17 protein-coding genes are annotated in these 21,084 nt (G+C 72.6%); 11 read left to right on the top strand and 6 right to left on the bottom strand.

All coding sequences use genetic code 11. The features are described from left to right. Positions 1 to 34: 34 nt before the first annotated feature. Positions 35 to 625: a 16S rRNA (guanine(966)-N(2))-methyltransferase RsmD gene (gene rsmD / locus ACFWFR_RS03905; RefSeq protein WP_377615906.1), complete on the top strand. Its 591-nt coding sequence runs from the start codon at positions 35 to 37 to the stop codon at positions 623 to 625. A 25-nt stretch (positions 626 to 650) separates the two neighbouring features. Here the strand turns inward: rsmD and ACFWFR_RS03900 are convergent, their stop codons facing one another. After that, on the bottom strand, positions 651 to 1,496 hold the full coding sequence (locus ACFWFR_RS03900; protein ID WP_377621312.1) for a hypothetical protein: 846 nt from the start codon (positions 1,494 to 1,496) through the stop codon (positions 651 to 653). A 103-nt stretch (positions 1,497 to 1,599) separates the two neighbouring features. Here ACFWFR_RS03900 and coaD point away from each other — a divergent pair, with 103 nt between their 5' ends. The 6 genes from coaD to mutM all read left to right on the top strand — a co-directional run bounded on the left by coaD (position 1,600) and on the right by mutM (position 5,470). After that, on the top strand, positions 1,600 to 2,166 hold the full coding sequence (gene coaD / locus ACFWFR_RS03895) for a pantetheine-phosphate adenylyltransferase (protein WP_377621320.1): 567 nt from the start codon (positions 1,600 to 1,602) through the stop codon (positions 2,164 to 2,166). Beyond that, a complete protein-coding gene (locus tag ACFWFR_RS03890; protein WP_191803116.1) occupies positions 2,163 to 2,690 on the top strand; it encodes a hypothetical protein in 528 nt (175 codons plus the stop codon). The genes coaD and ACFWFR_RS03890 overlap by 4 nt, the downstream gene beginning before the upstream one ends. A gap of 249 nt (positions 2,691 to 2,939) precedes the next feature. Continuing rightward, positions 2,940 to 3,527, top strand: coding sequence for a DUF177 domain-containing protein (locus ACFWFR_RS03885; protein ID WP_318244487.1), 588 nt, complete (start codon positions 2,940 to 2,942; stop codon positions 3,525 to 3,527). Positions 3,528 to 3,529: 2 nt separating this feature from the next. After that, positions 3,530 to 3,724 carry a 50S ribosomal protein L32 gene (rpmF, locus tag ACFWFR_RS03880; protein WP_056648464.1) on the top strand — a complete coding sequence of 65 codons (195 nt, stop codon included), beginning with the start codon at positions 3,530 to 3,532 and terminating at the stop codon, positions 3,722 to 3,724. Positions 3,725 to 3,729: 5 nt separating this feature from the next. Next, the gene (gene rnc / locus ACFWFR_RS03875) at positions 3,730 to 4,500 is read left to right on the top strand and encodes a ribonuclease III (protein ID WP_377621309.1); all 771 of its coding nucleotides are present in this window, start codon (positions 3,730 to 3,732) and stop codon (positions 4,498 to 4,500) included. After that, positions 4,493 to 5,470, top strand: coding sequence for a bifunctional DNA-formamidopyrimidine glycosylase/DNA-(apurinic or apyrimidinic site) lyase (gene mutM / locus ACFWFR_RS03870; protein WP_377621308.1), 978 nt, complete (start codon positions 4,493 to 4,495; stop codon positions 5,468 to 5,470). The genes rnc and mutM overlap by 8 nt, the downstream gene beginning before the upstream one ends. A gap of 28 nt (positions 5,471 to 5,498) precedes the next feature. Here the strand turns inward: mutM and ACFWFR_RS03865 are convergent, their stop codons facing one another. Further along, positions 5,499 to 6,476: an NAD(P)-dependent oxidoreductase gene (locus ACFWFR_RS03865; protein WP_377621306.1), complete on the bottom strand. Its 978-nt coding sequence runs from the start codon at positions 6,474 to 6,476 to the stop codon at positions 5,499 to 5,501. A 244-nt stretch (positions 6,477 to 6,720) separates the two neighbouring features. On the opposite strand from ACFWFR_RS03865, the gene ACFWFR_RS03860 reads away from it, so the two are divergent. Genes ACFWFR_RS03860 through ACFWFR_RS03850 form a run of 3 tightly spaced genes read left to right on the top strand, consistent with a single transcriptional unit; the run spans position 6,721 to position 10,149 of the window. Then, on the top strand, positions 6,721 to 8,274 hold the full coding sequence (locus tag ACFWFR_RS03860) for an APC family permease (protein WP_377615899.1): 1,554 nt from the start codon (positions 6,721 to 6,723) through the stop codon (positions 8,272 to 8,274). Position 8,275: 1 nt separating this feature from the next. Further along, on the top strand, positions 8,276 to 8,776 hold the full coding sequence (locus ACFWFR_RS03855) for a hypothetical protein (RefSeq protein ID WP_377615898.1): 501 nt from the start codon (positions 8,276 to 8,278) through the stop codon (positions 8,774 to 8,776). Further along, a complete protein-coding gene (locus tag ACFWFR_RS03850; protein ID WP_377621304.1) occupies positions 8,773 to 10,149 on the top strand; it encodes a dipeptidase in 1,377 nt (458 codons plus the stop codon). Before ACFWFR_RS03855 ends, ACFWFR_RS03850 begins: the two co-directional genes overlap by 4 nt. 67 nt (positions 10,150 to 10,216) lie before the next feature. Here ACFWFR_RS03850 and cydC read toward each other — a convergent pair whose 3' ends face one another. Genes cydC through ACFWFR_RS03830 form a run of 4 tightly spaced genes read right to left on the bottom strand, consistent with a single transcriptional unit; the run spans position 10,217 to position 16,592 of the window. Beyond that, the gene (gene cydC / locus ACFWFR_RS03845; protein WP_377621303.1) at positions 10,217 to 12,088 is read right to left on the bottom strand and encodes a thiol reductant ABC exporter subunit CydC; all 1,872 of its coding nucleotides are present in this window, start codon (positions 12,086 to 12,088) and stop codon (positions 10,217 to 10,219) included. Further along, on the bottom strand, positions 12,085 to 13,866 hold the full coding sequence (cydD, locus tag ACFWFR_RS03840; protein ID WP_377621302.1) for a thiol reductant ABC exporter subunit CydD: 1,782 nt from the start codon (positions 13,864 to 13,866) through the stop codon (positions 12,085 to 12,087). Before cydD ends, cydC begins: the two co-directional genes overlap by 4 nt. Continuing rightward, positions 13,863 to 15,038 carry a cytochrome d ubiquinol oxidase subunit II gene (cydB, locus tag ACFWFR_RS03835; protein WP_377621301.1) on the bottom strand — a complete coding sequence of 392 codons (1,176 nt, stop codon included), beginning with the start codon at positions 15,036 to 15,038 and terminating at the stop codon, positions 13,863 to 13,865. The genes cydD and cydB overlap by 4 nt, the downstream gene beginning before the upstream one ends. A gap of 33 nt (positions 15,039 to 15,071) precedes the next feature. Continuing rightward, the gene (locus ACFWFR_RS03830) at positions 15,072 to 16,592 is read right to left on the bottom strand and encodes a cytochrome ubiquinol oxidase subunit I (RefSeq protein WP_191803101.1); all 1,521 of its coding nucleotides are present in this window, start codon (positions 16,590 to 16,592) and stop codon (positions 15,072 to 15,074) included. Between the two features lie 515 nt (positions 16,593 to 17,107). Between ACFWFR_RS03830 and ACFWFR_RS03825 the strand changes: the two genes are divergently transcribed. Then, the gene (locus ACFWFR_RS03825; protein WP_377621300.1) at positions 17,108 to 21,082 is read left to right on the top strand and encodes an Rne/Rng family ribonuclease; all 3,975 of its coding nucleotides are present in this window, start codon (positions 17,108 to 17,110) and stop codon (positions 21,080 to 21,082) included. Positions 21,083 to 21,084 lie beyond the last annotated feature (2 nt).

The raw sequence follows: 21,084 nt of genomic DNA, 5'->3' as shown, positions 1-21,084 counted from the left end.
CGGGCCCCGGGCCGGCCCGTCTAGGCTGTCCCGCATGACGAGGATCGTGGCCGGGACGGTCGGTGGACGCAGCCTGCAGGTGCCCCCCAAGGGCACGCGCCCCACGAGCGACCGGGTGCGCGAGGCGATCTTCTCGCGGCTCGAGCACTACGGGGTCCTCGAGGGGGCCTATGTCCTGGACCTGTACGCGGGGTCAGGGGCCCTGGGCCTGGAGGCCGCCTCGCGCGGCGCGCAGAAGGTCGTGCTGGTCGACGCCGCGCGCGCCGCCGCGGAGGTCTGCCGGGCCAACGTGAAGACCCTCGGCCTGACGAACGTGCAGGTCGTCCAGGACAAGGCCGAGAAGTTCGTCCTGTCGCCGCCGGCGACCACGTGGGACGTCGTCTTCATCGACCCTCCCTACGACCTCGCGGAGGCAGTGGTCGCCGAGCTCCTGCGGCAGCTCTCGGTGACGTCGGCGCTCGTCGAGGACGCGGTCGTGGTCGTGGAGCGCTCGACGCGCAGCCCCGAGCCGCAGTGGCCCGCAGGATGGGAGCTGCTCGCCCGCAAGGACTACGGCGAGACGGCCGTGTACTACGCGGGTCCGGCCGCGGCCGAGGCCGGGGAGGCTGCGGGCGACGCGTCCTGAGGGACCTGCCCAGGTCCTGAGGAACCTACAGGCCGGACGGGGCAGCGGGCGCGCGCAGCGACGCCTCGTCGAGCAGCCCCACCGGGACGCGGTCCAGCTCGTCGGCCGCGACCAGCTCGACGCGCTCTCCTGCGACCGAGGCCAGCAGCGCGCGCGTGGGCTCGTCGTCCGCGAGGCTGCCCTCGCTGTCCACGAAGTACTCGCGCAGGAACGTGCGCAGCGGGGCCGCGGGCACGCTCGTCGCCGTGGGGTCCTCGGTCGCGAGCGTCATGAGCAGCAGCGCGGGCACGCGTTCGGCGCCGGGAGCGTTGCCGGGCTGGAAGTACGGCACCGCCAGGACCCGTCCGCCGTGGCGCGCGTAGAACCGCAGCCGCGCCTCGGGGTCGCCGTGCGCCTCGCTCGCCGAGTGGAAGTCCGGGTGCTCGACCTCGCCCAGCACCATGGCCGGGCGCAGGTTCGTCAGCCACGCGGCCACGGCCGCCCCGAGCAGGGCCGCGCCGATCCCGCCCCCGCGCCGCCCCGGCGCGATCGCCAGGTACTGCACGAGCAGGACCCGCGCCTCGGCCGACCACGAGCCGACGACGCCGGCCACCACACGCCCGGAAGGTGCCTCGTCCGGCCTGCCGTCCGCCGTGCCCGCCCCACCGGGCCCCGGCCCGGCCGCACCCGGTCCGCTCGGGGGAGCGGCGCCCTCGGGCACCTCGACGACCCCCAACGACTCCAGGTGCCCTGCCGCGTGGTCCGCGAGGAACGACGAGAGCGAGACCAGCTCCGCCGGAGGGAACGACGGGCTCAGCACGTCCCGGTAGAGCTGCGTGAGCTGCTCGACCGAGCGGAGGGGGACGACGACGGGACCGGACTGGGGAGACATGGCACCCATCCTGCCGCGCCCGGGCTCCGCGCGCGGCCTGGCGCGGCCCGCGGCGAGCCCCGGCCTGCCCGGATTCTCGGGGCCCGTGTACTACCGTGGCGAGGTGACCATCGCCGTCTGCCCGGGGTCGTTCGACCCCCTCACCCTCGGCCACCTCGACATCGTCCGCCGAGCGCGGTCCTTGTTCGACGAGGTCGTCCTGGGGGTCGCCCGCAACTCGTCCAAGTCCGCGCTCCTGAGCGCCGAGCAGCGCGTCGAGATCGCCCGCGCCGCGCTCGACGCGAGCCCGGGCCTCGAGGACGTGCGCGTCGCGATCGTCCCCGGTCTCCTCGTGGACTTCTGCCGCGAGGTCGGAGCCGTGGCCGTCGTCAAGGGCCTGCGCGGAGGCGCGGACTTCGACGCCGAGCTGCCCATGGCCCTCATGAACCGTCACCTCGTGGGCGTCGAGACCGTGTTCGTCCCGGGCGACCCCGCCCTCGCCCACGTCGCGTCCTCGCTCGTCAAGGACGTGGCCCGCTTCGGCGGCCCCGTCGACGACCTCGTGCCGGCGGGCGTGGGCGACCTCGTGCGCCGGGCGCTCGCGGACCGCGCGGCCGGCTCGACGTCCGCGACGGAGCAGTCGCGGCAGGCGCGGCAGGCGACCCCCACCACGGAAGGAACAGGCCGATGAACGACCACCCGCTCGCCCAGACCGAGGACGAGGCGCAGACCGAGGCCGGGCTCCACGTGATCCTCGACGACCTGGCCCACCTGGTCGAGACGGCTCGGGCCATGCCCATGTCGTCGTCGGTCCTGGTCCACAAGGCCGACGCCCTGGCCCTCGTCGACGAGATGCGCCACGCGCTGCCCGAGCAGCTCGCGCACGCCGACGAGGTGCTCGCGGAGGCCAACGCGGTGCTCGCGGAGGCCACCAAGCAGGCCGAGGACATCCTCACGACGGCGCGCGCCCGCGCGATCGAGCTGGTCCAGAAGGAGCAGGTCGTGGTGCAGGCCGAGTCGCGGGCCCACGCGATCGTCGAGGACGCCGAGCGGACCGCCGCGGAGCTGCGGGTCGACGCCGACGACTACTGCGACCGCCGTCTCGCCGAGTTCGAGGTGGACCTGGGCAAGATCATGGCGCAGGTGCACGCCGGGCGGGCCAAGCTCGCCCAGCGCATGGGCGAGCTCCAGGGCGGCGACGGCTCGGGGGAGTAGGAGCTGGCCCGTCGGCGGCACGGCGCGCGTGCCCCGCGCGCGGGGTCCGGAACACCTGTCCGATCCGGGTCAGTTCGTGAGGTTCGACGGCGGTTCTGTCATGCCGTAAGATGGTCCGTTGGTCCTGCCTGTCATCGGCTGGGGCCGAGGTGCACGTTCATCTCCCTGAGATCCCCCTGGTTCTTGCGGGACTGACGTGCGCGTTGTGATCTTGAACACCTGGTGGCCCGCTCGGGTCGCTGAGAACCCGTGGAGGAACCCATCACTCTCGACTCGCGCTCGCCTCTTGTGCTCGACACCTACGAGCTCGGTCGGCGTCCCGGATCGATGCGTGAAGTGACTCGCTCGGTCAAGGCTCCGGCAGACCTCGGTACCGTCGTGATCGGCATCCCTGAAGGCGCTGACCTCGAGCTGGACGTCCGGCTCGAGTCGGTGATGGACGGGGTCCTGGTGACAGGGACTGCCCAGGCCCAGGCGGTCGGGGAGTGCGTGCGGTGCTTGGAACCGGTGACGGCTGACGTCGTCGCGGACATCCAGGAGCTGTTCGTGTATCCCGAGCGTGCAAAGGCTGCGGCAGAGTCCGGTGACGACGAGGACGAGGTGTACGAGCTCGAGGGCGACCTGATCGATCTCGAGCCCGCGCTTCGGGATTCCGTCGTCACTGCACTACCATTCAGACCGTTGTGTCAGCCCGATTGCCAGGGCCTGTGCTCCGAGTGCGGAGCACGTCTGGCTGAGGATCCTGATCACTCGCACGACATTGTCGATCCCCGGTGGTCGGCACTACAGAGCATGCTCGAGGATCCGAGCGTGTCCGACGAGACGAAAGAGAGCTAGCCGTGGCTGTTCCGAAGCGCAAGATGTCGCGCAGCAACACCCGTGCGCGTCGTTCGCAGTGGAAGACCACCGCCGCGAACCTCACGACCTGCCCGCAGTGCAAGGGCGACAAGCTGTCGCACGCTGCGTGCCCGACCTGCGGCACCTACAAGGGCCGTCAGTACGTCGAGGCGCTGCGCACCGAGCACGCAGGCTGAATAGCGTGACGCCGGAAGCCCCTGCGGCCGCCGGTCTTCTCGAGAGGCTCGGGATCCACCTGGATCCCGAGCTTCTCGTGCTTGCACTGACGCACCGTTCCTTCGCCCACGAGCACGGCGGCATCCCCACCAACGAGCGCCTCGAGTTCCTCGGGGACACCGTGCTGGGGCTCGTCGTGACCGAGGCGCTGTACCGCCGCCACCCGGACCTGCCGGAGGGCGAGCTCGCCAAGATGCGCGCCGCCACGGTCTCGCAGAAGTCGCTCGCCGCGATCGCGCGCGACCTGGGCCTCGGCGGGTACATCCTGCTCGGCAAGGGCGAGGTCCGTACCCGCGGCAACGACAAGGACTCGATCCTGTCGGACACCGTCGAGGCGCTGATCGGTGCGACCTACCTGAGCCACGGCCTCGAGGTCGCCCGCGACCTCGTGCACCGGCTCGTGGACCCGACGCTCGCCGTCGCCGCGGACCTGGGTGCCGGTCTCGACTGGAAGACCTCCCTCCAGGAGTCCGCCGCAGCCCGCAACCTGGGCGCTCCGGTCTACGCGAGCACGGGCGACGGTCCCGACCACGCCCGCACCTTCACGTCCGAGGTCTCGCTCGACGGCGTCGTCTACGGCACGGGCCACGGCTCGGCCAAGAAGTACGCCGAGCAGGAGGCGGCCGAGATGGCGTACCTCGCCATCCAGAAGCTGCCGCTGCCCGTTCCGGGGGCTGCGGCCGTGGACGCCTCCCCGGGGGACGCGCACCTCGACGGCCCGGGCACCGTTGCCTGAGCTCCCCGAGGTCGAGACCGTCCGTGACGGCCTCGCCCGCCACGTCACGGGACGCACGGTCACGGGCGTCGAGGTCCTGCGCGACTACTCGGTCCGCCGTCACGAGGGCGGCCCGGACAGCTTCCGGGGCCAGCTCGTGGGGCAGCGCGTGGGCGCCGCGGTGCGCCGCGGCAAGTACCTGTGGCTGCTCCTGGAGGACACGCAGGACGGCACGCCCGGCGACCTGCCCGACGCCGCAGCGCACGCCAGCGGGCACGTCACCGCGCTCATGGCGCACCTGGGCATGAGCGGCCAGCTGCTGGTCCGCTCGGGGACCGCCGCGGTCGACAAGGTGCCGCACCTGCGGGTCCGGCTCGAGCTGTCCGCGCTCACCGGCGAGGACGACGCCCCGCGCACCCTCGACTTCGTGGACCAGCGCACGTTCGGGCACCTGTCGGTGACGGATCTCGCACCGACCCCCGACGGCGCGCCGGGCGGCTGGGGGTCGCCCCTCGCGGAGATCCCCGAGCCCGCCGCGCACATCGCGCGCGACCTGCTCGACCCCGCGCTGCGGCGCGACGACCTCGCACGGGCGGTGCGCCGTCGTCGGACCGGGATCAAGCGTGCGCTGCTCGACCAGCGGCTGGTCTCCGGCGTCGGCAACATCTACGCCGACGAGGCGCTGTGGCGCGCCGGCCTCCACTACGCGCGCCCCACCGACACCCTGCGCCTGGCCGAGGCGCACCGCGTGCTCGACGCCGCCGAGGAGGTCATGCGAGAGGCCCTGGCCCAGGGCGGGACCAGCTTCGACGAGCTCTACGTCAACGTCAACGGCCAGTCCGGCTACTTCTCGCGCTCGCTCGCGGTGTATGGCCGCGAGGGCGAGGAGTGCACGCGCTGCGGAGCGCTCGTGCGACGTGACGAGTTCATGAACCGGTCGTCGTACACGTGCCCCGTGTGCCAGAAGGTCCCGCGCAACGCGCGCTGGTAGCGCTCTCGCGCCCGGGCCCGCCGGGTGCTCAGCCCCGCGCGACCACGTTGCGCAGCGGGCGGCCCGCGCGCAGGTTCTCCAGGTTCTCCAGGACCAGGGCCGACGCACCCTGGGGCCGGCCCCCTGCGACGTGCGGCGTGAGGATCGTGCGCGGGGCATCCCACAGGGGTGAGTCCGCCGGGAGCGGCTCGGTCTCCGTCACGTCCAGCGCGGCGCCGCCCAGGCGGCCCTCGCGCAGCGCAGCGACCAGGGCGACCTCGTCGACCGTGGCTCCCCGGCCCGCGTTGACGAACCACGCGTGGTCCGGGAGCTCGGCGATGCGTGCGGCGTCGAACGCGTGGCGCGTGGTCAGGAGCGCGGGCAGCAGCGAGACCAGGACGTCGGTCGTCGCCAGGACCCGTGGCAGGTCCTCGTCGGTCACGACGGGGAAGCCGAACCGTTCGCCCGCGCTGCTCGCGACCCCCGTGACCCGGGCCCCGAGAGCGGCGTAGAGCGGGGCGAGCGCCGCAGCGATCGAGCCGAAGCCCCAGATGGTGACGTGCGCGCCGTGCAGCGTGAAGCGACCGCTCGTCGCGGGGTCGGCCTGCTCGCGCCCCAGGGCGGAGTCCCACCGGTGCTCGCGCTGCGCGGTGCCCGACCGGTCGAGGCGCCGGACTGCGGCGAGCGTGAGGGCCAAGGTGTGCTCGGCCACGGGGCCGTCGTGCAGCGACCGGCCGTTGGTCACGACCACGTCCGAGGCGAAGCCCGCCGCGAGGATCGCGTCTGGGCCCGCGGCCAGGGTCTGGACCCAGCGCAACCGGGGGAGGTGCGCGGCGGCGTCCGCGAGGTTCTCCGGGGAGTTCGCCCAGGCGACCAGGACCTCGGCGTCGCGGTGCTCGACCGGGAGGCGAGCCCCGGCGTCGTACTCGACGAACACGTCCCGCGCGCCGCCCTCGCCCGGCGTGGGGTCACCGACGCCCCGGGACGTGAGGTCGAGGGGGAGGGTGTCGGGGACGAGGATCTTCACGCGTGGCTCCAGACGGGGCGAGGGCGGTGCGGGCGGGCCGGCGGCCGGGACTCCCGGGCGGCTGACGCGTCGACGCTACCAGCGCGACACGCCCGACCGTCCCGGCGTGTCGCGGGTGTTCGCGGGGCCGGCCCGTTCCGGGAGCGCAAACCCGTGCCGGGCGATATGTTCGCAACGTCTGGCACGTTCGAGCGGTTCTCGGCGACCCGTCCGTCCAGGGGGGTCTCGGCGGCACGGAGGAATGATGGCCTCACCCACAGCGGAGTCGGGCGGTTCAGGGACGCCCTCGTCGGTCACGTCCGAGAGCCGCGGTGCCCCGCCCACCCGCGAGGAGATGCGCGCGGCGATCACCGCCAGGACCCCCAAGAACTACATCACGTGGCTGATGCTCGCGTTCATGATCACCTCGTCGGTCGCGAGCCTGCGCGCCGCGCCGACCATGGCGGTCTACGGGCTGGCCGCGGTGTTCCTCTACATCGTCCCGGCGCTCGTGTTCCTGCTCCCGACGTCGCTCGTCTCGGCCGAGCTCGCGTCCGGCTGGTCGGGAGGCGTGTACCGCTGGGTCGCGGACGGCATCTCGAAGCCCGCGGGCTTCCTGGCGATCTGGTGCCAGTTCGCCATGACGATCTTCTACTACCCGAGTCTCCTCGGGTACGTGGCGAGCACGTTCGCCTACGTCATCAACCCCTCGCTCGCGAGCAACGGGGTGTACGTCGCGATCGTCATCGTGGTCCTGTTCTGGACCGGGGTCTGGGTGTCGTCGCAGGGCACCAAGGCGGTCGCGGGACTGTCGAGCTTCGGGCTCGTCATCGGGACCCTGGTGCCCGGTGCGCTGCTCGTCGTCCTGGGGCTCGTGTTCCTCGGGCAGGGCAACACCTCTGCCGCCCCCATGGACGCCTCGCACCTGCTGCCGCAGTGGACGGGCATCGCGTCGCTCGTGCTCATCGTCAACAACTTCCTGTCGTACGCGGGCATGGAGATGAACGCCGTGCACGTGACGAGCCTGCGCAAGCCGGCCAAGGAGTTCCCCCGCTCGATGTTCCTCGCGATCGGCCTCGTGCTGGTCATCTTCATCCTCCCGGCGCTCGCGATCAGCTGGGTCATCCCGGCCGACCAGCTCAGCCTCACGGCCGGCGTCATGCAGGCCTTCGACGCGTTCTTCGCGAACTTCGGCGTGAGCTGGCTGACCCCGATCCTGGGTCTGATGCTCATCGCGGCCTCGCTCGGCGGCATGCTGACCTGGCTCGCCGGCCCGTCCAAGGGCCTGCTGACCGTGGCCCGCGAGGAGGGGTACCTGCCGCCTTTCCTGCAGAAGCTCAACAAGCACGGCGTCCAGCAGAACATCCTGGTGTCCCAGGGCCTCGTGACTACGGTGATCGCCCTGCTCTACGCGTTCATCCCCGACGTGTCGAGCTCCTACTGGATCCTGTCGGTCATCACGACGCAGGTGTACCTGATCATGTACCTCCTGCTCTTCGTGGCGGCCGTCCGGTTGCGGCGGAACAAGCCCGACCACCCGCGCGGGTATCGCGCACCGGCGCTCACGCTGCTGTGCACGGTCGGGTTCCTCGCGTCGGTCGCGGCCATGATCATCGGCTTCGTGCCACCCGCACAGTTCTCGAGCGGCAGCGCAGGGGTCTACCTGCTGATCGTGGGTGGTGGCCTGGGCGTCGTCGGGATCCTGGTGCCCGCGCTCTTCTACCTCCTGCGCAAGCCGCACTGGAAGAACCCGGCCAACGTCGGAGGACCGGAGGAGCCGCTCGTCGATGCCCCCGCGGGCGGACCGGAGGAGGCGTGACATGACCACGACGTCGACGACGAACGGCCCCGACGGGCTGCCGCAGCACGAGGACGAGCCGGACGACAACCGGCGGTGGATCGTCTACACCGCGGCCGCGATCCTGGCCGTCGCCGTAGGAGTCCTCATGGCGGTGCTGTACAACAACTACCACGCCGCGCAGGACCGCGAGCTCGCCGAGCAGCGGGCCGCCGAGCTGCACGCCAAGTTCGAGGAGATCGGGATCACCGCCTTCGACGAGGACCAGATCGTCGCGGTGCTGGGCGCCGACGGCGGCGGCTTCTGCACCGACCCGGCCGCCCTGGTGAAGGCGACCGCGAACCTCGGGTCCACGAACGGGGCCACGGGTCCTGGCAGCAGGCCGTCGCTCGTCGACGAGCGACGCCTCCAGGGGGACCGCTTCGTGATCGAGGTCTACTGCCCCGAGCAGCTCGACGACTTCGACGCCTATGTCGACTCCCTCAACCTCGACGAGAACACGACCACCCCGGAGGAATCGTGAGCAGCACACCGTTGGACCTCGCTCCCGTCCAGGCACAGGTGGCCTCGTTGCTGCCTCGAGCGCTCGACGACCTGCGGACGCTCGTCGCGATCCCGTCGGTCGCCGACGAACGGATCTTCCCGCGCGAGGACTGCGAGCGCGCCGCGCACTGGGTCGCGGACGCCTTCCGTGCCGAGGGGATCGACGACGCCCGCCTGGTCGAGACTCCCGACGGGTCGAACGTGGTCCTGGGCTACCGCCCCGGCCCACCCGGAGCCCCCACGGTGCTCCTCTACTCGCACTACGACGTGCAACCCCCGCTCGACGACGCCGCGTGGCTCACGCCGCCGTTCGAGCTCACCGAGCGCGACGGGCGCCTGTACGGACGCGGGTCGGCCGACTGCAAGGGCAACATCGTCACGCACCTCACGGCGCTGCGCGCTCTGCGGGCGCTCGGTGGTGACGACTTCCCGGTCGGCATCCGGATCGTGATCGAGGGCTCCGAGGAGCAGGGCACCGGCGGGCTGGACCAGTACGTCGAGGCTCACCCGGGGGAGCTGGCTGCCGACGCGATCCTCATCGCCGACACGGGCAACGCGACCCTCGGCCTCCCCACGCTCACGGTGTCGCTGCGCGGTGCGACCAACGTCGTCGTGACGGTCGAGGCGCTCGAGGGCGAGATCCACTCGGGCATGTTCGGGGGAGCGGCGCCCGACGCGCTCGCTGCCCTCGTCCACATCCTGTCCTCGTTGCGCGACGAGGCGGGGAACACGACGATCGACGGCATCCCGCCGGAGATCGCCGACGCGACGTGGCCGGGGGTCGACTACGACCCGGACCAGTTCCGGAGCGACGCGGGGATGCTCGAGGGAACCCGGCTGCTGGGGTCGGGACGCGTCTCCGACCAGCTGTGGTCGCGTCCCGCGGTCACGATCCTGGGGATCGACGCGCCGAACGTCGTCGGCTCGGCCGCCGCGATCCAGCCGCGGGCGGCGGCCCGCCTGAACCTGCGGGTCCCACCGGGGGCGGACGCGCAGGACCTCCAGGACAAGCTCGTGGCCCACCTGGAGAACCACGCGCCCTGGGGCGTCAAGGTCACGACGACGCGCGACGCCGTCGGGCAGCCGTTCCAGGCCCGGACCGACGGTCACGTCTTCGACACGCTCTCGCGTGCGCTGGCGGACGCGTTCGGCAAGGAGACCGTCACGGCCGGTCAGGGCGGGTCGATCCCGCTGTGCAACGTGCTCGCCTCCGAGTACCCGGCCGCGCAGATCGTCCTGCTCGGTGTCGAGGAGCCCGCGTGCCTCATCCACGCGCCCAACGAGTCGGTCGCGCCGAGCGAGATCGAGCAGCTCGCGGTGGGCGAGGCGCTGTTCCTGTCCCGGCTGGGCTGACGGGTCGCGCACCCGTGGCGGGTCGGGCCAGCCGGCTCGCCTGCCCGACCCGCCTCGGGTCCGCGTGTCAGACCGCGGCTTCCTGCGCGAGCGCCCAGCGGTAGCCCTCGTCGTGCGCGAGCAGCTCCGCGTGGGTGCCGCGGGCGACCACGGTCGCGGGGCTCTCGGGGCTCGCGTCGTCGGTCCGGCCGAGCAGCAGCACCTCGTCGACCGCGGCGAGCGCAGAGAGCCGGTGCGTCGCGACGACCACGCCGCGCCCACCCGTCCGGCTGGTCTCCACGAGGTGGGTGAGCAGCTCGTCGGCGGTCGCCGGATCGAGGTGCTCGGCGGGCTCGTCGACGAGCAGCAGGGGAGCGGGGGCCAGCAGGGCCCGCGCCACGAGGAGCCGACGGCGCTCCCCGCCCGAGATGGTCATCGCGTCCGGGCCGAGGATCGTGCCGACGCCGTCGGGCAGGCCCGCGAGCCACTCGCCGAGCCCGACCTCGACCAGGGCGGCCTCGGCCTCGTCCGGCGTGACGTCGCCGCGGGCGACGCGGAGGTTCTCGAGCAGCGTGGTGTCGAAGACGTGCCCGTCCTCGGCGACGAAGACCACCTGCTGGGCGACGTCGTCGGGTGCGAAGGACGAGACCGGCGAGCCGTCGAGGCTCACGCGTCCCGAGACCTGCGGGATGAGCCCCGCGGCCGTCATGAGCAGGGTCGTCTTGCCGACGCCCGACGGTCCCACGATCGCGACCGCCCGACCGGGGCGGACCGCGAGGTCGATCCCCGTCACGGCCGCGCGGCCGTTCCAGCCGCACGCGGCGTCCGCCACGACGACCTCCGGGCGGTCGTCCAGGGGCGCGGAGGTGCCAGGGGTGGCGCGCGCTGCCGACCGCTCGGCGGGTTCTGGGTGGGTGGGAGAGGCGGCGTCGCCGTCCTCGCCCGCCGCGTCGAGCAGCTCCATGATGCGGCGTGCGGCCTGGCGCGAGCGGTGCATCTGCACGGCCGCGGCGGGCAGGACCCCGGCGGCCTCGAACACCGCGAGCGGGGTCAGGACGATCACGGCGAGCTCGACCGGGGCCAGGGTCCCCGCGGCGACGGCGGGGATGCCGAGCAGCAGCGAAGCGAGCACCGCGAGCCCGATCGCCACGTTGTTGATCGCGGCGGCCGTCCCCGAGGTCCGGGCCCCCGAGTCCGTCACCGCCGCGAGCTCGCGGTCGGTGCGTCGCAACGCGTCCATCCGCTGGGAGAGCCGCCCCGAGACCGTGAGCGGTCCCGAGCCCTCGAGGGTCTCGAGCACCGTGGACGTCATCTCTGCGCGCGCGGCCGCGCCGCGCTCCTCGGTCCGGCGGGCGGCCCGCGCGGAGAGCCAGGGGCCCAGGACGCCCGCGAGCAGCAGGCACAGGAACAGGGCGACGCCGGCCGACGGCAGGAACACCCCGACCAGGATGACCGAGCCCGCGGACACCACGAGGGCCACGCCCGCGGGGATGATCGCGCGCACGACCACGTCGCCCACCGCGTCGACGTCGGCACCCACGCGCGCGAGCAGGTCGCCGCGACGTACACCCGCGACCGCGGCCGTACGTCCGGAGGCCAGCGAGGTGTACACGTTGGCGCGGAGCGAGGCCATGCCGCGCAGCGCGACGTCGTGCGAGGCCAGCCGCTCGAGGTACCGGAACACCCCGCGCGAGATACCGAACGCGCGCACGGCCACGGTCGCGACCGAGAGCTGGAGCACGGGCGGCATCTGGGACGCGCGCGCGATGAGCCATGCGGCGACGGCCGCGAGCCCGACCGAGCTGGCCAGCGCGAGCGAGCCCAGCCCGATCGCGCGCGCGGCTCGGCTCCAGCTCACGTCGAGGAGCCGTACCGCGCGCCACAGGGGATCGGTCGCCGTTCCGTCGGCCGTGCCGGTACCGCGGACGGGGGAGTCGGGGGACGTGCCGAGGTCGCTCATGCGACGGCTCCAGACGAGGTGGGTGAGGACGGGGCGGCGTCGTCGGCAGCGGCGCGGGGAGCCGGGGGGAGCGCGGCCGACGAGACCACGACGACCTGGTCGGCGAGCTCGACCAGGCTCGTGCGGTGCGCGACCACGACGACCGTGCGTCCCTGGTCGCGCCAGGCCCGGACGGCGTCGAGCACGGCGCGCTCGCCGCGCGCGTCGAGGTGCGCCGTGGGTTCGTCGAGCACCACGAGCGGCACGCGAGCGGGGTCGCCCAGCAGTGCTGCGGTGAGGGCCACGCGCTGGCGCTGGCCCACGCTGAGGCCCACGCCGCCCTGGCCGATCGGGGTCGCCCAGCCCTCGGGCAGGACGTCGAGCACGGCGTCGAGCCCCGAGAGCCGTGCGGCGTCGGCGAGCTCGTCGTCGGGGACCTCGCGGCCGTCGAGCACGACGTCGCGCACCGTGCCCGGGGTGAGCGTGGGGCGCTGCGGCACCCACGCGACCTGCGGCCACCACGTGGTCGGGTCGATCTCGGCGAGGTCGACGGGCTCGCCCTCGCGGGGGGTCACCACGACGCGCCCGGCGTCGGGGGCGAGCAGCCCGAGCAGCACCAGCGCAGTGGTCGTCTTGCCGGACCCGCTGGGCCCGGTCAGGGCCACCACGGTGCCCGACGACGGAGCGTCCGTCGCGGAGCCCGCCTCGCCGGCAGCGGAGCCGAAGGTCGTCGTGAGCGCCGCGGGGGCGAGCACGTCGCGGTCTCCCGCGCGCACGCTCACGCCCTCGAACGTGATCCGGGCGCCTGCCAGGGCGGGGGCGGGCGTCGTGCCGACGGGCCGCAACGGCTCGTCGAGCACCTCGAACGCCTGGTTGGCCGCGGCGATCCCGTCGGTCGAGGCGTGGAAGTGCATGCCGACCTGCCGCAGCGGCAGGTAGACCTCGGGGGCCAGCACCAGCACGGCGAGCGCGGGCTCGAGCCCGACCTCGCCGTACACCAGGCGCAAGCCGATCCCGACCGCGACGAGCGCGACCGACAGGGTCGTGAGCAGCTCGAGGACCATGCCCGACAGGAACGCGACGCGCAGGGTCCCCATGGTGGCGCGCCGGTTGGCGTCGCCGAGCGCCCTGACGCGCTTCTCGGGCCCGTGCTCGCGGCCGAAGGCCCGCAGCGTGGGCAGGCCGGCCATGAGGTCGAGCACCTGGGAACCGAGGCGCTGCATGACCTTGAGGCGCCGCTCGGACGTCCCGGCGGTGAGCTGGCCCACGAGGATCATGAAGACCGGGATGAGGGGGATCGTGACCGCGATGATGATCGCGGAGATCCAGTCGAGCCCCAGGACGACCGCGAGGGTCGCAGGGGTCACGGTCGCCGCGAGCAGGAGCTGGGGCAGGTATCTGACCATGTACGGCTCGAGGTCGTCGAGCCCGCGCGTCGCGAGCGTCGCGACCGCGGGCCCGCGGCCGGTCGCCAGCCAGCGGGGGCCCAGGGCCACCGCATGGCTGACGACCTGCTCGCGGAGCTCTGCGACCGTCTTGGTCGCAGCCTTGAGCGCGAACCGCTCCTGCGCCCACGCGACCCCGGCGCGCACCACCACGACCGCAGCGAGCAGCGTGAGGGGAGTGCCGACGTCGGTCAGCGAGAGGTCGCCCTGGATCGCGGGGGCCAGGACGCTCGCGATGAGCAGCGCCTGTGCCACGACGAGCCCGGCCGTCACGAGGCCGAGCACCGCCGTGAGCACGACGTACCCGCGGGCCGCCCGCGCCTGGCGCAGGAGCCGTGGATCCAGGGGCTTCACGCGGAGGTGTCCCCAGGCCCGCGCTTCCCCGAGCCCGACGGCGCCGCGCCCGTCCCCGTGTCCTTGTCGTCCTCGGCGGGGGTCAGGTCGAGGGACCTGGCGCTGCCCGACGACGGACCGCCGAACGCGGCGTCCTTGATCTTCTTGAGCGAGAGGCCGATGGGCGGCGGGATGTCCTTGGTCGACAGGCGGCGGCGGAACACCCAGTAGGTCCACGACTGGTAGAGCAGGACGACCGGGACCAGGATCACGGCGACCCAGGTCATGACCGTCAGCGTGTACTGCGTCGAGGACGCGTTGTCGATGTTCAGCGAGTTCGCGGGGTCGTGGGCCGGCATCACGTCGGGGTACATGGACCCGAAGATCAGGACGGTCGCCGCGAGGATCGCGAGCGCGGAGAACAGGAACGCCCAGCCCTCGCGCGCCTTGGCGTTGGCGATCACGACGCCGACCAGGGCGAGCGCCGCGACGACGACCGCAGCCCACGTCCACGGCACCGAGTAGGCGACCTGGGCCCACACGGCCCAGCCGCCGGCCACGACGACCGCGGCGACCGAGAAGTACCCGGCCAGGCGGCGGGCCTTGACCCGCACCTCGCCGTCGGTCTTGAGGGCGATGAAGACCGCACCGTGCAGGAGGAACAGCACGAGCGTCGTGAGCCCGCCGAGGAGCGCGAAGGGGTTGAGCAGGGCCCAGAAGCCGCCCACGTACTGGTGTGCGGCGTCGAGCTCGACACCGCGGACGAGGTTGGCGAACGCGACGCCCCACAGGATCGCGGGGATCCATGAACCGAAGATGATCGCCTGGTCGCAGCGCGCCCGCCAGCGGTCGTCGTTGATCTTGCCGCGGTACTCGAACGCGACGCCGCGCACGATCAAGGCGAGAAGGATCAGCAGCAGCGGGATGTAGAAGCCCGAGAACAACGTCGCGTACCACTCGGGGAACGCCGCGAACGTCGCGCCACCCGCCGTGATGAGCCAGACCTCGTTGCCGTCCCAGACCGGGCCGATCGTGTTGATGATGAGCCGGCGCTCGGTGTCCTGCTTGGCCTTGTCCTTGTTGCGGGACAGGATCGGCATGAGCATGCCGACGCCGAAGTCGAATCCTTCGAGGACCAGGTAGCCGATCCACAGGATCGCGATGAGCACGAACCAGAGAATGGTGAGTTCCATGAGTACTGGGTCTCCTTGAGCCGTCAGAGCGCGTCAGTACGCGAAGGACAGGGGGCGTTCGGACTCGTCGGTCGAGTCCGGGTCGTCGGGGTCGCCCTTGGCGCGCGCCTCGGGGGAGTCGTCGTGCACGACGTCCGGCACGCCCTCGACCGTGTACCGGTGGATGAGCTTGAACCAGACGACCGCGAGGGCTCCGTACACGAGCGTGAAGACGATCATGGAGGTCAGCACGACGCCGGGGCCGACGACCGTGGACACGCCGCGCTCGGTGAGCAGGCGGATCGAGTCGATCCCTGACGGGTTGGGGGCCACGACCCACGGCTGACGCCCGGTCTCGGTGAAGATCCAGCCGAACGACGACGCGATGAACGGCATGGGGATGGCCCAGATCCCGACGCGTGCGAACCACTTGTTGTCGGTGACCTTGCCCTTGCGGGTGAGCCACAGGGCCATGAGCGAGAGCGCGATCGAGCCGACCGCGAACCCGATCATGAGCCGGAAGCTCCAGTAGGTCAGGCCGAGGTTGGGGGAGTAGTTGACCGGCTCGCCGTCCGCGGTGACGTCGCCGTAGCGCTCGGTCATGGTCTGCTGGACCTCGTCGACGCCCGGCAGCGGGGCCGTGAAGCTGCCCTTGGCGAGGAACGAGGTCATGCCGGGGATCTCGAGGATGTGGTTGACGCCCTCGCACGAGTCGGACAGGTCGCCGATCGCGAGGATGGAGAACGGGGCCCCGTCGGGCGAGCTCTCGCACAGCGCCTCGGCGGCCGCCATCTTCATGGGCTGCTGCTGGAACATGAGCTTGGCCTGGAAGTCACCGCTGACCGCGACGCCGAGGCCCGCGATGATCATGGTGATGACGCCGAGCGTGATCGCCGGGCGGTAGACGTTGCGGGCGAGCTCGATGTTCTCGGCCTTCTTGGTGCGCACCAGGCGGACCATCCACCAGGCGGCGATGCCTGCCACGAACGTGCCCGCGGTGAGGAACGCCGCGGTCACGGTGTGCGGGAACGCGGCCCACAGGGTGTTGTTGGTGAGCACCGCACCGATGTCGTTCATCTCGGCGCGGCCGGTCTCGGGGTTGTAGATCGTCCCGACCGGGTGCTGCATCCACGAGTTGGCCGCGAGGATGAAGAACGCGGAGAGGTTCACGGCGATCGCGACGGCCCAGATGCACGCGAGGTGCACGCGCTTGGACAGGCGGTCCCAGCCGAAGATCCACAGACCGAGGAACGTCGACTCGATGAAGAACGCGGCGAGCGCCTCCATGGCGAGCGGGGCACCGAAGACGTCTCCGACGAAGCGTGAGTACTCGCTCCAGTTCATGCCGAACTGGAACTCCTGCACGATCCCCGTCACGACGCCGATCGCGAAGTTGATGAGGAGGAGCTTGCCGAAGAACTTGGTGAGCTTGAGCCACCGCTCGTTCCCCGTGCGGACCCATGCGGTCTGCATGATGGCGACGAGGGGGGCGAGCCCGATCGTCAGCGGCACGAAGATGAAGTGGTAGACGGTCGTGATGGCGAACTGCCACCTCGCGAGATCGAGGACGTCCACAAACGCTCCTGGGGGGTTTCCTGGGGGCTACCGGGGGATTCTGAGGGTGAGCTCAGGGCAGGGTCAGCAGTCGTACTCCTGACGCTATGACCAATCTGCACCATCGGCGAGGCAGGGAGGCGCCAAAACTCTCGGGAAACGACAGTTTGTGAGAACCTTCACAAGGTCCGGATCGGGACCTTGGTCCTCTGGACGACACGGCACCCGACCCTGTACCTGCCCATCTGATCGACCTCGGCTGTGCGATACTTGACCAAGCCGGGGGGACCACATCTCCCACTGGCCCAGTACGTGCTCGTCGCAACCGCGATCCGCGGCTCGCGGAGCGCCGCCGACCGGGATGAATGGCCCGGACGGCGAGGCGCCCCCCGCCGCTCGCCCTTGCTCGAGCCGCCACCGCCGACTTCCGTCGCGGGGGACGACAGCGCTGTGATGCGCACGCCCCGGCCGACGACAACCGCCCGACGGGCCGCACGATGTGGGGGCGATCCTTCGGGGTACCAGGAGCGCATCGCGTGACCCTCGACAACACCCCTGACACGACGAGCTCGTCGAACGGTCAGGACGCAGCACCCGCCAAGAAGCCGGCCCGACGACGGGTCACTCGCACCACGGCGGCCCCCGGCACCCCGGACGCCCCGTCCGCGGCCCAGATCACCCTCCCCGCCGTCACGACGCCCGCGCAGCCGGCCCCCGTGAACCCCTCCGCCCCTACGGGCTCGCTCGGCATCGAGCTGCCCTCGGCCGAGGCCGCGCCGCGCCGCTCGCGCCGTGTCGTGCGACCCACCACCGCTCCGGTCGAGGCTCCGGCCGAGAAGCCCGTCGCCGAGGCGCCCGCGCAGCCCGTCGTCGAGAAGTCGGCCGTCGAGAAGGCCGTCACCGAGAAGTCCGCGGCCGCGCCCGTGGCGCAGGACGCACCTCCCGCAGCCCCGCGCCGCGGCGGCAAGCGCGGCGCCGCGGCACGCGCCGCCGCCGATGCGCCCGTGCTCGACGTGCTGTCCGAGCTGGGCCTCGCGCCTGCCCCCGAGCAGGACGCCCCGGTCGAGAAGCCGGCCCGCGCCCGTCGGACCCGCAAGCCCGCCGCGGAGGCCGTCGTCCCCGAGGTCGCGGCTCCCGTCGAGACCCCAGCGCCTGAGGTTGCGGCTCCTGCCGAGGATGCTGCTCCCACGGAGCCTGCCGCGCCGCGGGCCGCCACCCGTCGCCGGGCGACGCGCTCGAGCGCTGCCGAGGCGGCCCCGGTCGAGGCTCCGGCCGCGATCGAGGAGCCGGCCGAGCCCGCGCCGGTCGAGAAGGCTCCGGCCAAGCGTCGCCGCGCGACCTCGAAGACCGCGACCACCGCGCCCGTCGAGGCAGAGGCCCCGGTCGTGGACGTTCCGGCCGCGCAGGTGCCGGCTGTCGAGGCCCCGACCGAGCCCGCAGCGCCCAAGGTCCGCTCGCGCCGGGTCAACAAGGTGTCCAAGGCCGCTCCGGCCCCCGAGACCCCCGCCGCTGAGCCCGCTCCCGCGCCGTCGACCGCGTCGACGGGCGGCGGTTCCGCGACGCCCCGCCTCGCGACGACCGCGCTGCTCTTCCAGGCCCCCGACCCGGCCGCTGCGCCCCGCCGCTCGCGTCGCGTCGTGCGGCCCACGACGTCCCCGTTCGCGGCCGACGCCATGCCCAGCTTCGCCACGCCGTCGGCCCGGACCCCCGAAGAGCCCGCGGCCCAGGTCGAGGCCCCCGCGGCTCGCGTCGAGCCCGCTCGCCAGGTCCCGGTCGCCGAGCAGGCTCCCGAGCCCGCCGCCGAGCAGCGGACCGAGGCGCCCACGCGTACCCGCGGCGGCCGTGGCCGTTCTGCCCGTCGGGGTGCGGGTGCTCCTGCGTCGGCTGCCGCCTCGTCGGCTCCTACCACCCAGCCGGCGCCGGCTGCGGCACCCGAGGCGGCCCCGGCCGCCGTCACGCCCGCTGCGGAGATCGTGCTCGTGGGTGCGGACCTCGCTGCGGTCGAGGAGATCGAGCTGATCGAAGCAGAGCTCGTCGCCGAGGGCGTCGAGATCCCGGCCGACGCGCTCGAGCTCGACGACCTCGACCTCGTGGTCGAGGCCGACGAGGTCGCCGAGCCCGCCCCCGCCACGGAGACCGACGAGGACGGCGCCCCGCGTCGTCGTCGCCGCCGCGGTGGCCGTGGCCGCCGTTCGCGCGGCGGGGAGCCGCGCGCGGAAGGTGCTGACGACGACGAGTACGGGGACGACGAGTCCTCGCACGAGCAGCAGTCGCCCTCCGCCGACGCGACCGACACGACCGGCGCGGTCGAGACCTCGGCCGAGACGGACGACCAGCACGACGAGCACGCCGACGAGCACGACGGCGAGGAGGGGGTCGGTTCGAGCCGTCGCCGTCGCCGCCGTCGCCGTGGCGGCCGCCCCGAGTCGGGCGACAGCGCGGGCGTCACCGTGACGACGTCGTCGTCGAGCCGCACCCGCTCGCGCGAGCGCAGCACCAGCGTGTCCGACGAGGTCACCGCGCTCAAGGGCTCGACGCGTCTCGAGGCTAAGCGTCAGCGCCGCCGCGAGGGCCGCGACGCGGGCCGCCGCCGCCAGATCATCACCGAGGCCGAGTTCCTCGCCCGCCGCGAGTCGGTCGAGCGCGCGATGATCGTGCGCGAGAAGAACGGGCGCACGCAGATCGCGGTGCTCGAGGACGGCGTGCTCGTCGAGCACTACGTCTCCCAGCAGTCGCAGGTCTCGATGGCCGGCAACGTCTACCTGGGCCGCGTCCAGAACGTGCTGCCCTCCATGGAGGCCGCGTTCATCGACGTGGGCAAGGGGCGCAACGCGGTCCTGTACGCCGGTGAGGTCAACTGGGACGCGGTCGGCCTGGACGGCCAGCCGCGCCGCATCGAGCAGGCGCTCAAGTCGGGCGACTCCGTGCTCGTGCAGGTCACCAAGGACCCGATCGGCCACAAGGGGGCGCGCCTCACGTCGCAGATCACGCTCGCCGGCCGCTACCTCGTGTTCGTGCCCGGTGGCGGCATGACCGGAATCTCGCGCAAGCTCCCGGACACCGAGCGTGCCCGCCTCAAGAAGATCCTCCGCGAGATCGTCCCCGAGGGCTCGGGCGTGATCGTCCGTACGGCCGCCGAGGGTGCGAGCGAGGACGAGCTGCGCGCCGACGTCGAGCGCCTGCAGGGCCAGTGGGAGGCGATCGAGAAGAAGGCGAAGTCGGCTTCCGCCCCCGCACTGCTCCAGGGCGAGCCCGACCTCGCGATCCGTGTCGTCCGCGACATCTTCAACGACGACTTCAGCTCGCTCGTCGTCTCGGGCGACAACGCCTGGAACGAGATCTCGAGCTACGTCGCCGAGCTCGCGCCGGACCTCAAGGAGCGCGTCTCGCGCTGGACGTCGGAGAAGGACGCCTTCTCGGCGCACCGCGTCGACGAGCAGCTCGCCAAGGGCATGGACCGCAAGGTCTGGCTGCCCTCGGGCGGGTCGCTCGTGATCGACCGCACCGAGGCCATGACGGTCGTCGACGTCAACACGGGCAAGTTCACCGGCTCCGGTGGCACGCTCGAGGAGACCGTGACGCGCAACAACCTCGAGGCCGCCGAGGAGATCGTCCGCCAGCTCCGCCTGCGCGACATCGGCGGCATCATCGTCATCGACTTCATCGACATGGTGCTCGAGTCCAACCGTGACCTCGTGCTCCGTCGTCTGGTCGAGTGCCTGGGCCGCGACCGGACCAAGCACCAGGTCGCCGAGGTCACCTCGCTCGGCCTGGTCCAGATGACCCGCAAGCGCGTGGGACAGGGCCTGGTCGAGGCGTTCAGCGAGACCTGCGACCACTGCAACGGTCGCGGCTTCATCGTGCACACCGACCCGATCGAGAAGTCGGGCGGCTCGAACAACGGCGGCGGCCAGCACCAGCACGCCCCGGTGGCTGTTGCTCCGGTGGCGGAGGAGCCCGCCGCCGAGGCGGAGGGCTCGCGGTCGCGCTCGCGCCGCAAGCGCGTGACCAAGGAGACCGCTCCGGTCGCCGTGGCTCCCGTGGTGCCGGTCCTGCCCGAGGTCACGTCGGAGGCCCGTGAGGCCGTCAAGGCCACGCTCGCGACGATCGCCGCAGCAGCGGCGCACGCCCACGAGCACGAGCACGACGGCGCCGCGCCGGTCGAGGAGGTCGTCACCTCGGACGTCGCCACCGAGGTCGAGGTCTCGCTCTCCGAAGCCGAGGCCGCGGTCGAGGTCGAGGTCGAGGCGGTGGGCGTCGAGACCGTCCTGACGGACGTCGAGTCCACGGAAGGCGCGCCGGAGGTCGCCGACGAGGACCAGTTTCCGGCCTCGGCAGTCGAGCCCGGAACGGCAGTCGAGCCCGGAACGGCAGTCGAGCCCGGAACGGCAGTGGACCCTGACGCCGAGCCGACCACCGCTGACGACGCGGCTGCTGAAGAGCCTGCGCCGACGGCTGGGCTGACCGACGAGGAGACGGAAGCGGACGACGAGTCGCGCGACGACTCCTGACC

The sequence above is a fragment of the Oerskovia sp. NPDC060287 genome, from assembly GCF_042726775.1.
Lineage (GTDB): Bacteria > Actinomycetota > Actinomycetes > Actinomycetales > Cellulomonadaceae > Oerskovia > Oerskovia merdavium.
This window is presented reverse-complemented; position numbering and strand designations above follow the sequence as displayed.

Bases quoted from the DNA above. Each gene is read 5' to 3' on its own strand.
- rsmD (WP_377615906.1), top strand. From the start codon at position 35: ATGACGAGGATCGTGGCCGGGACGGTCGGTGGACGCAGCCTGCAGGTG.
- ACFWFR_RS03900 (WP_377621312.1), bottom strand. From the start codon at position 1,496: ATGTCTCCCCAGTCCGGTCCCGTCGTCGTCCCCCTCCGCTCGGTCGAG.
- ACFWFR_RS03890 (WP_191803116.1), top strand. From the start codon at position 2,163: ATGAACGACCACCCGCTCGCCCAGACCGAGGACGAGGCGCAGACCGAG.
- ACFWFR_RS03860 (WP_377615899.1), top strand. From the start codon at position 6,721: ATGGCCTCACCCACAGCGGAGTCGGGCGGTTCAGGGACGCCCTCGTCG.
- ACFWFR_RS03855 (WP_377615898.1), top strand. From the start codon at position 8,276: ATGACCACGACGTCGACGACGAACGGCCCCGACGGGCTGCCGCAGCAC.
- cydC (WP_377621303.1), bottom strand. From the start codon at position 12,088: ATGAGCGACCTCGGCACGTCCCCCGACTCCCCCGTCCGCGGTACCGGC.
- cydB (WP_377621301.1), bottom strand. From the start codon at position 15,038: ATGGAACTCACCATTCTCTGGTTCGTGCTCATCGCGATCCTGTGGATC.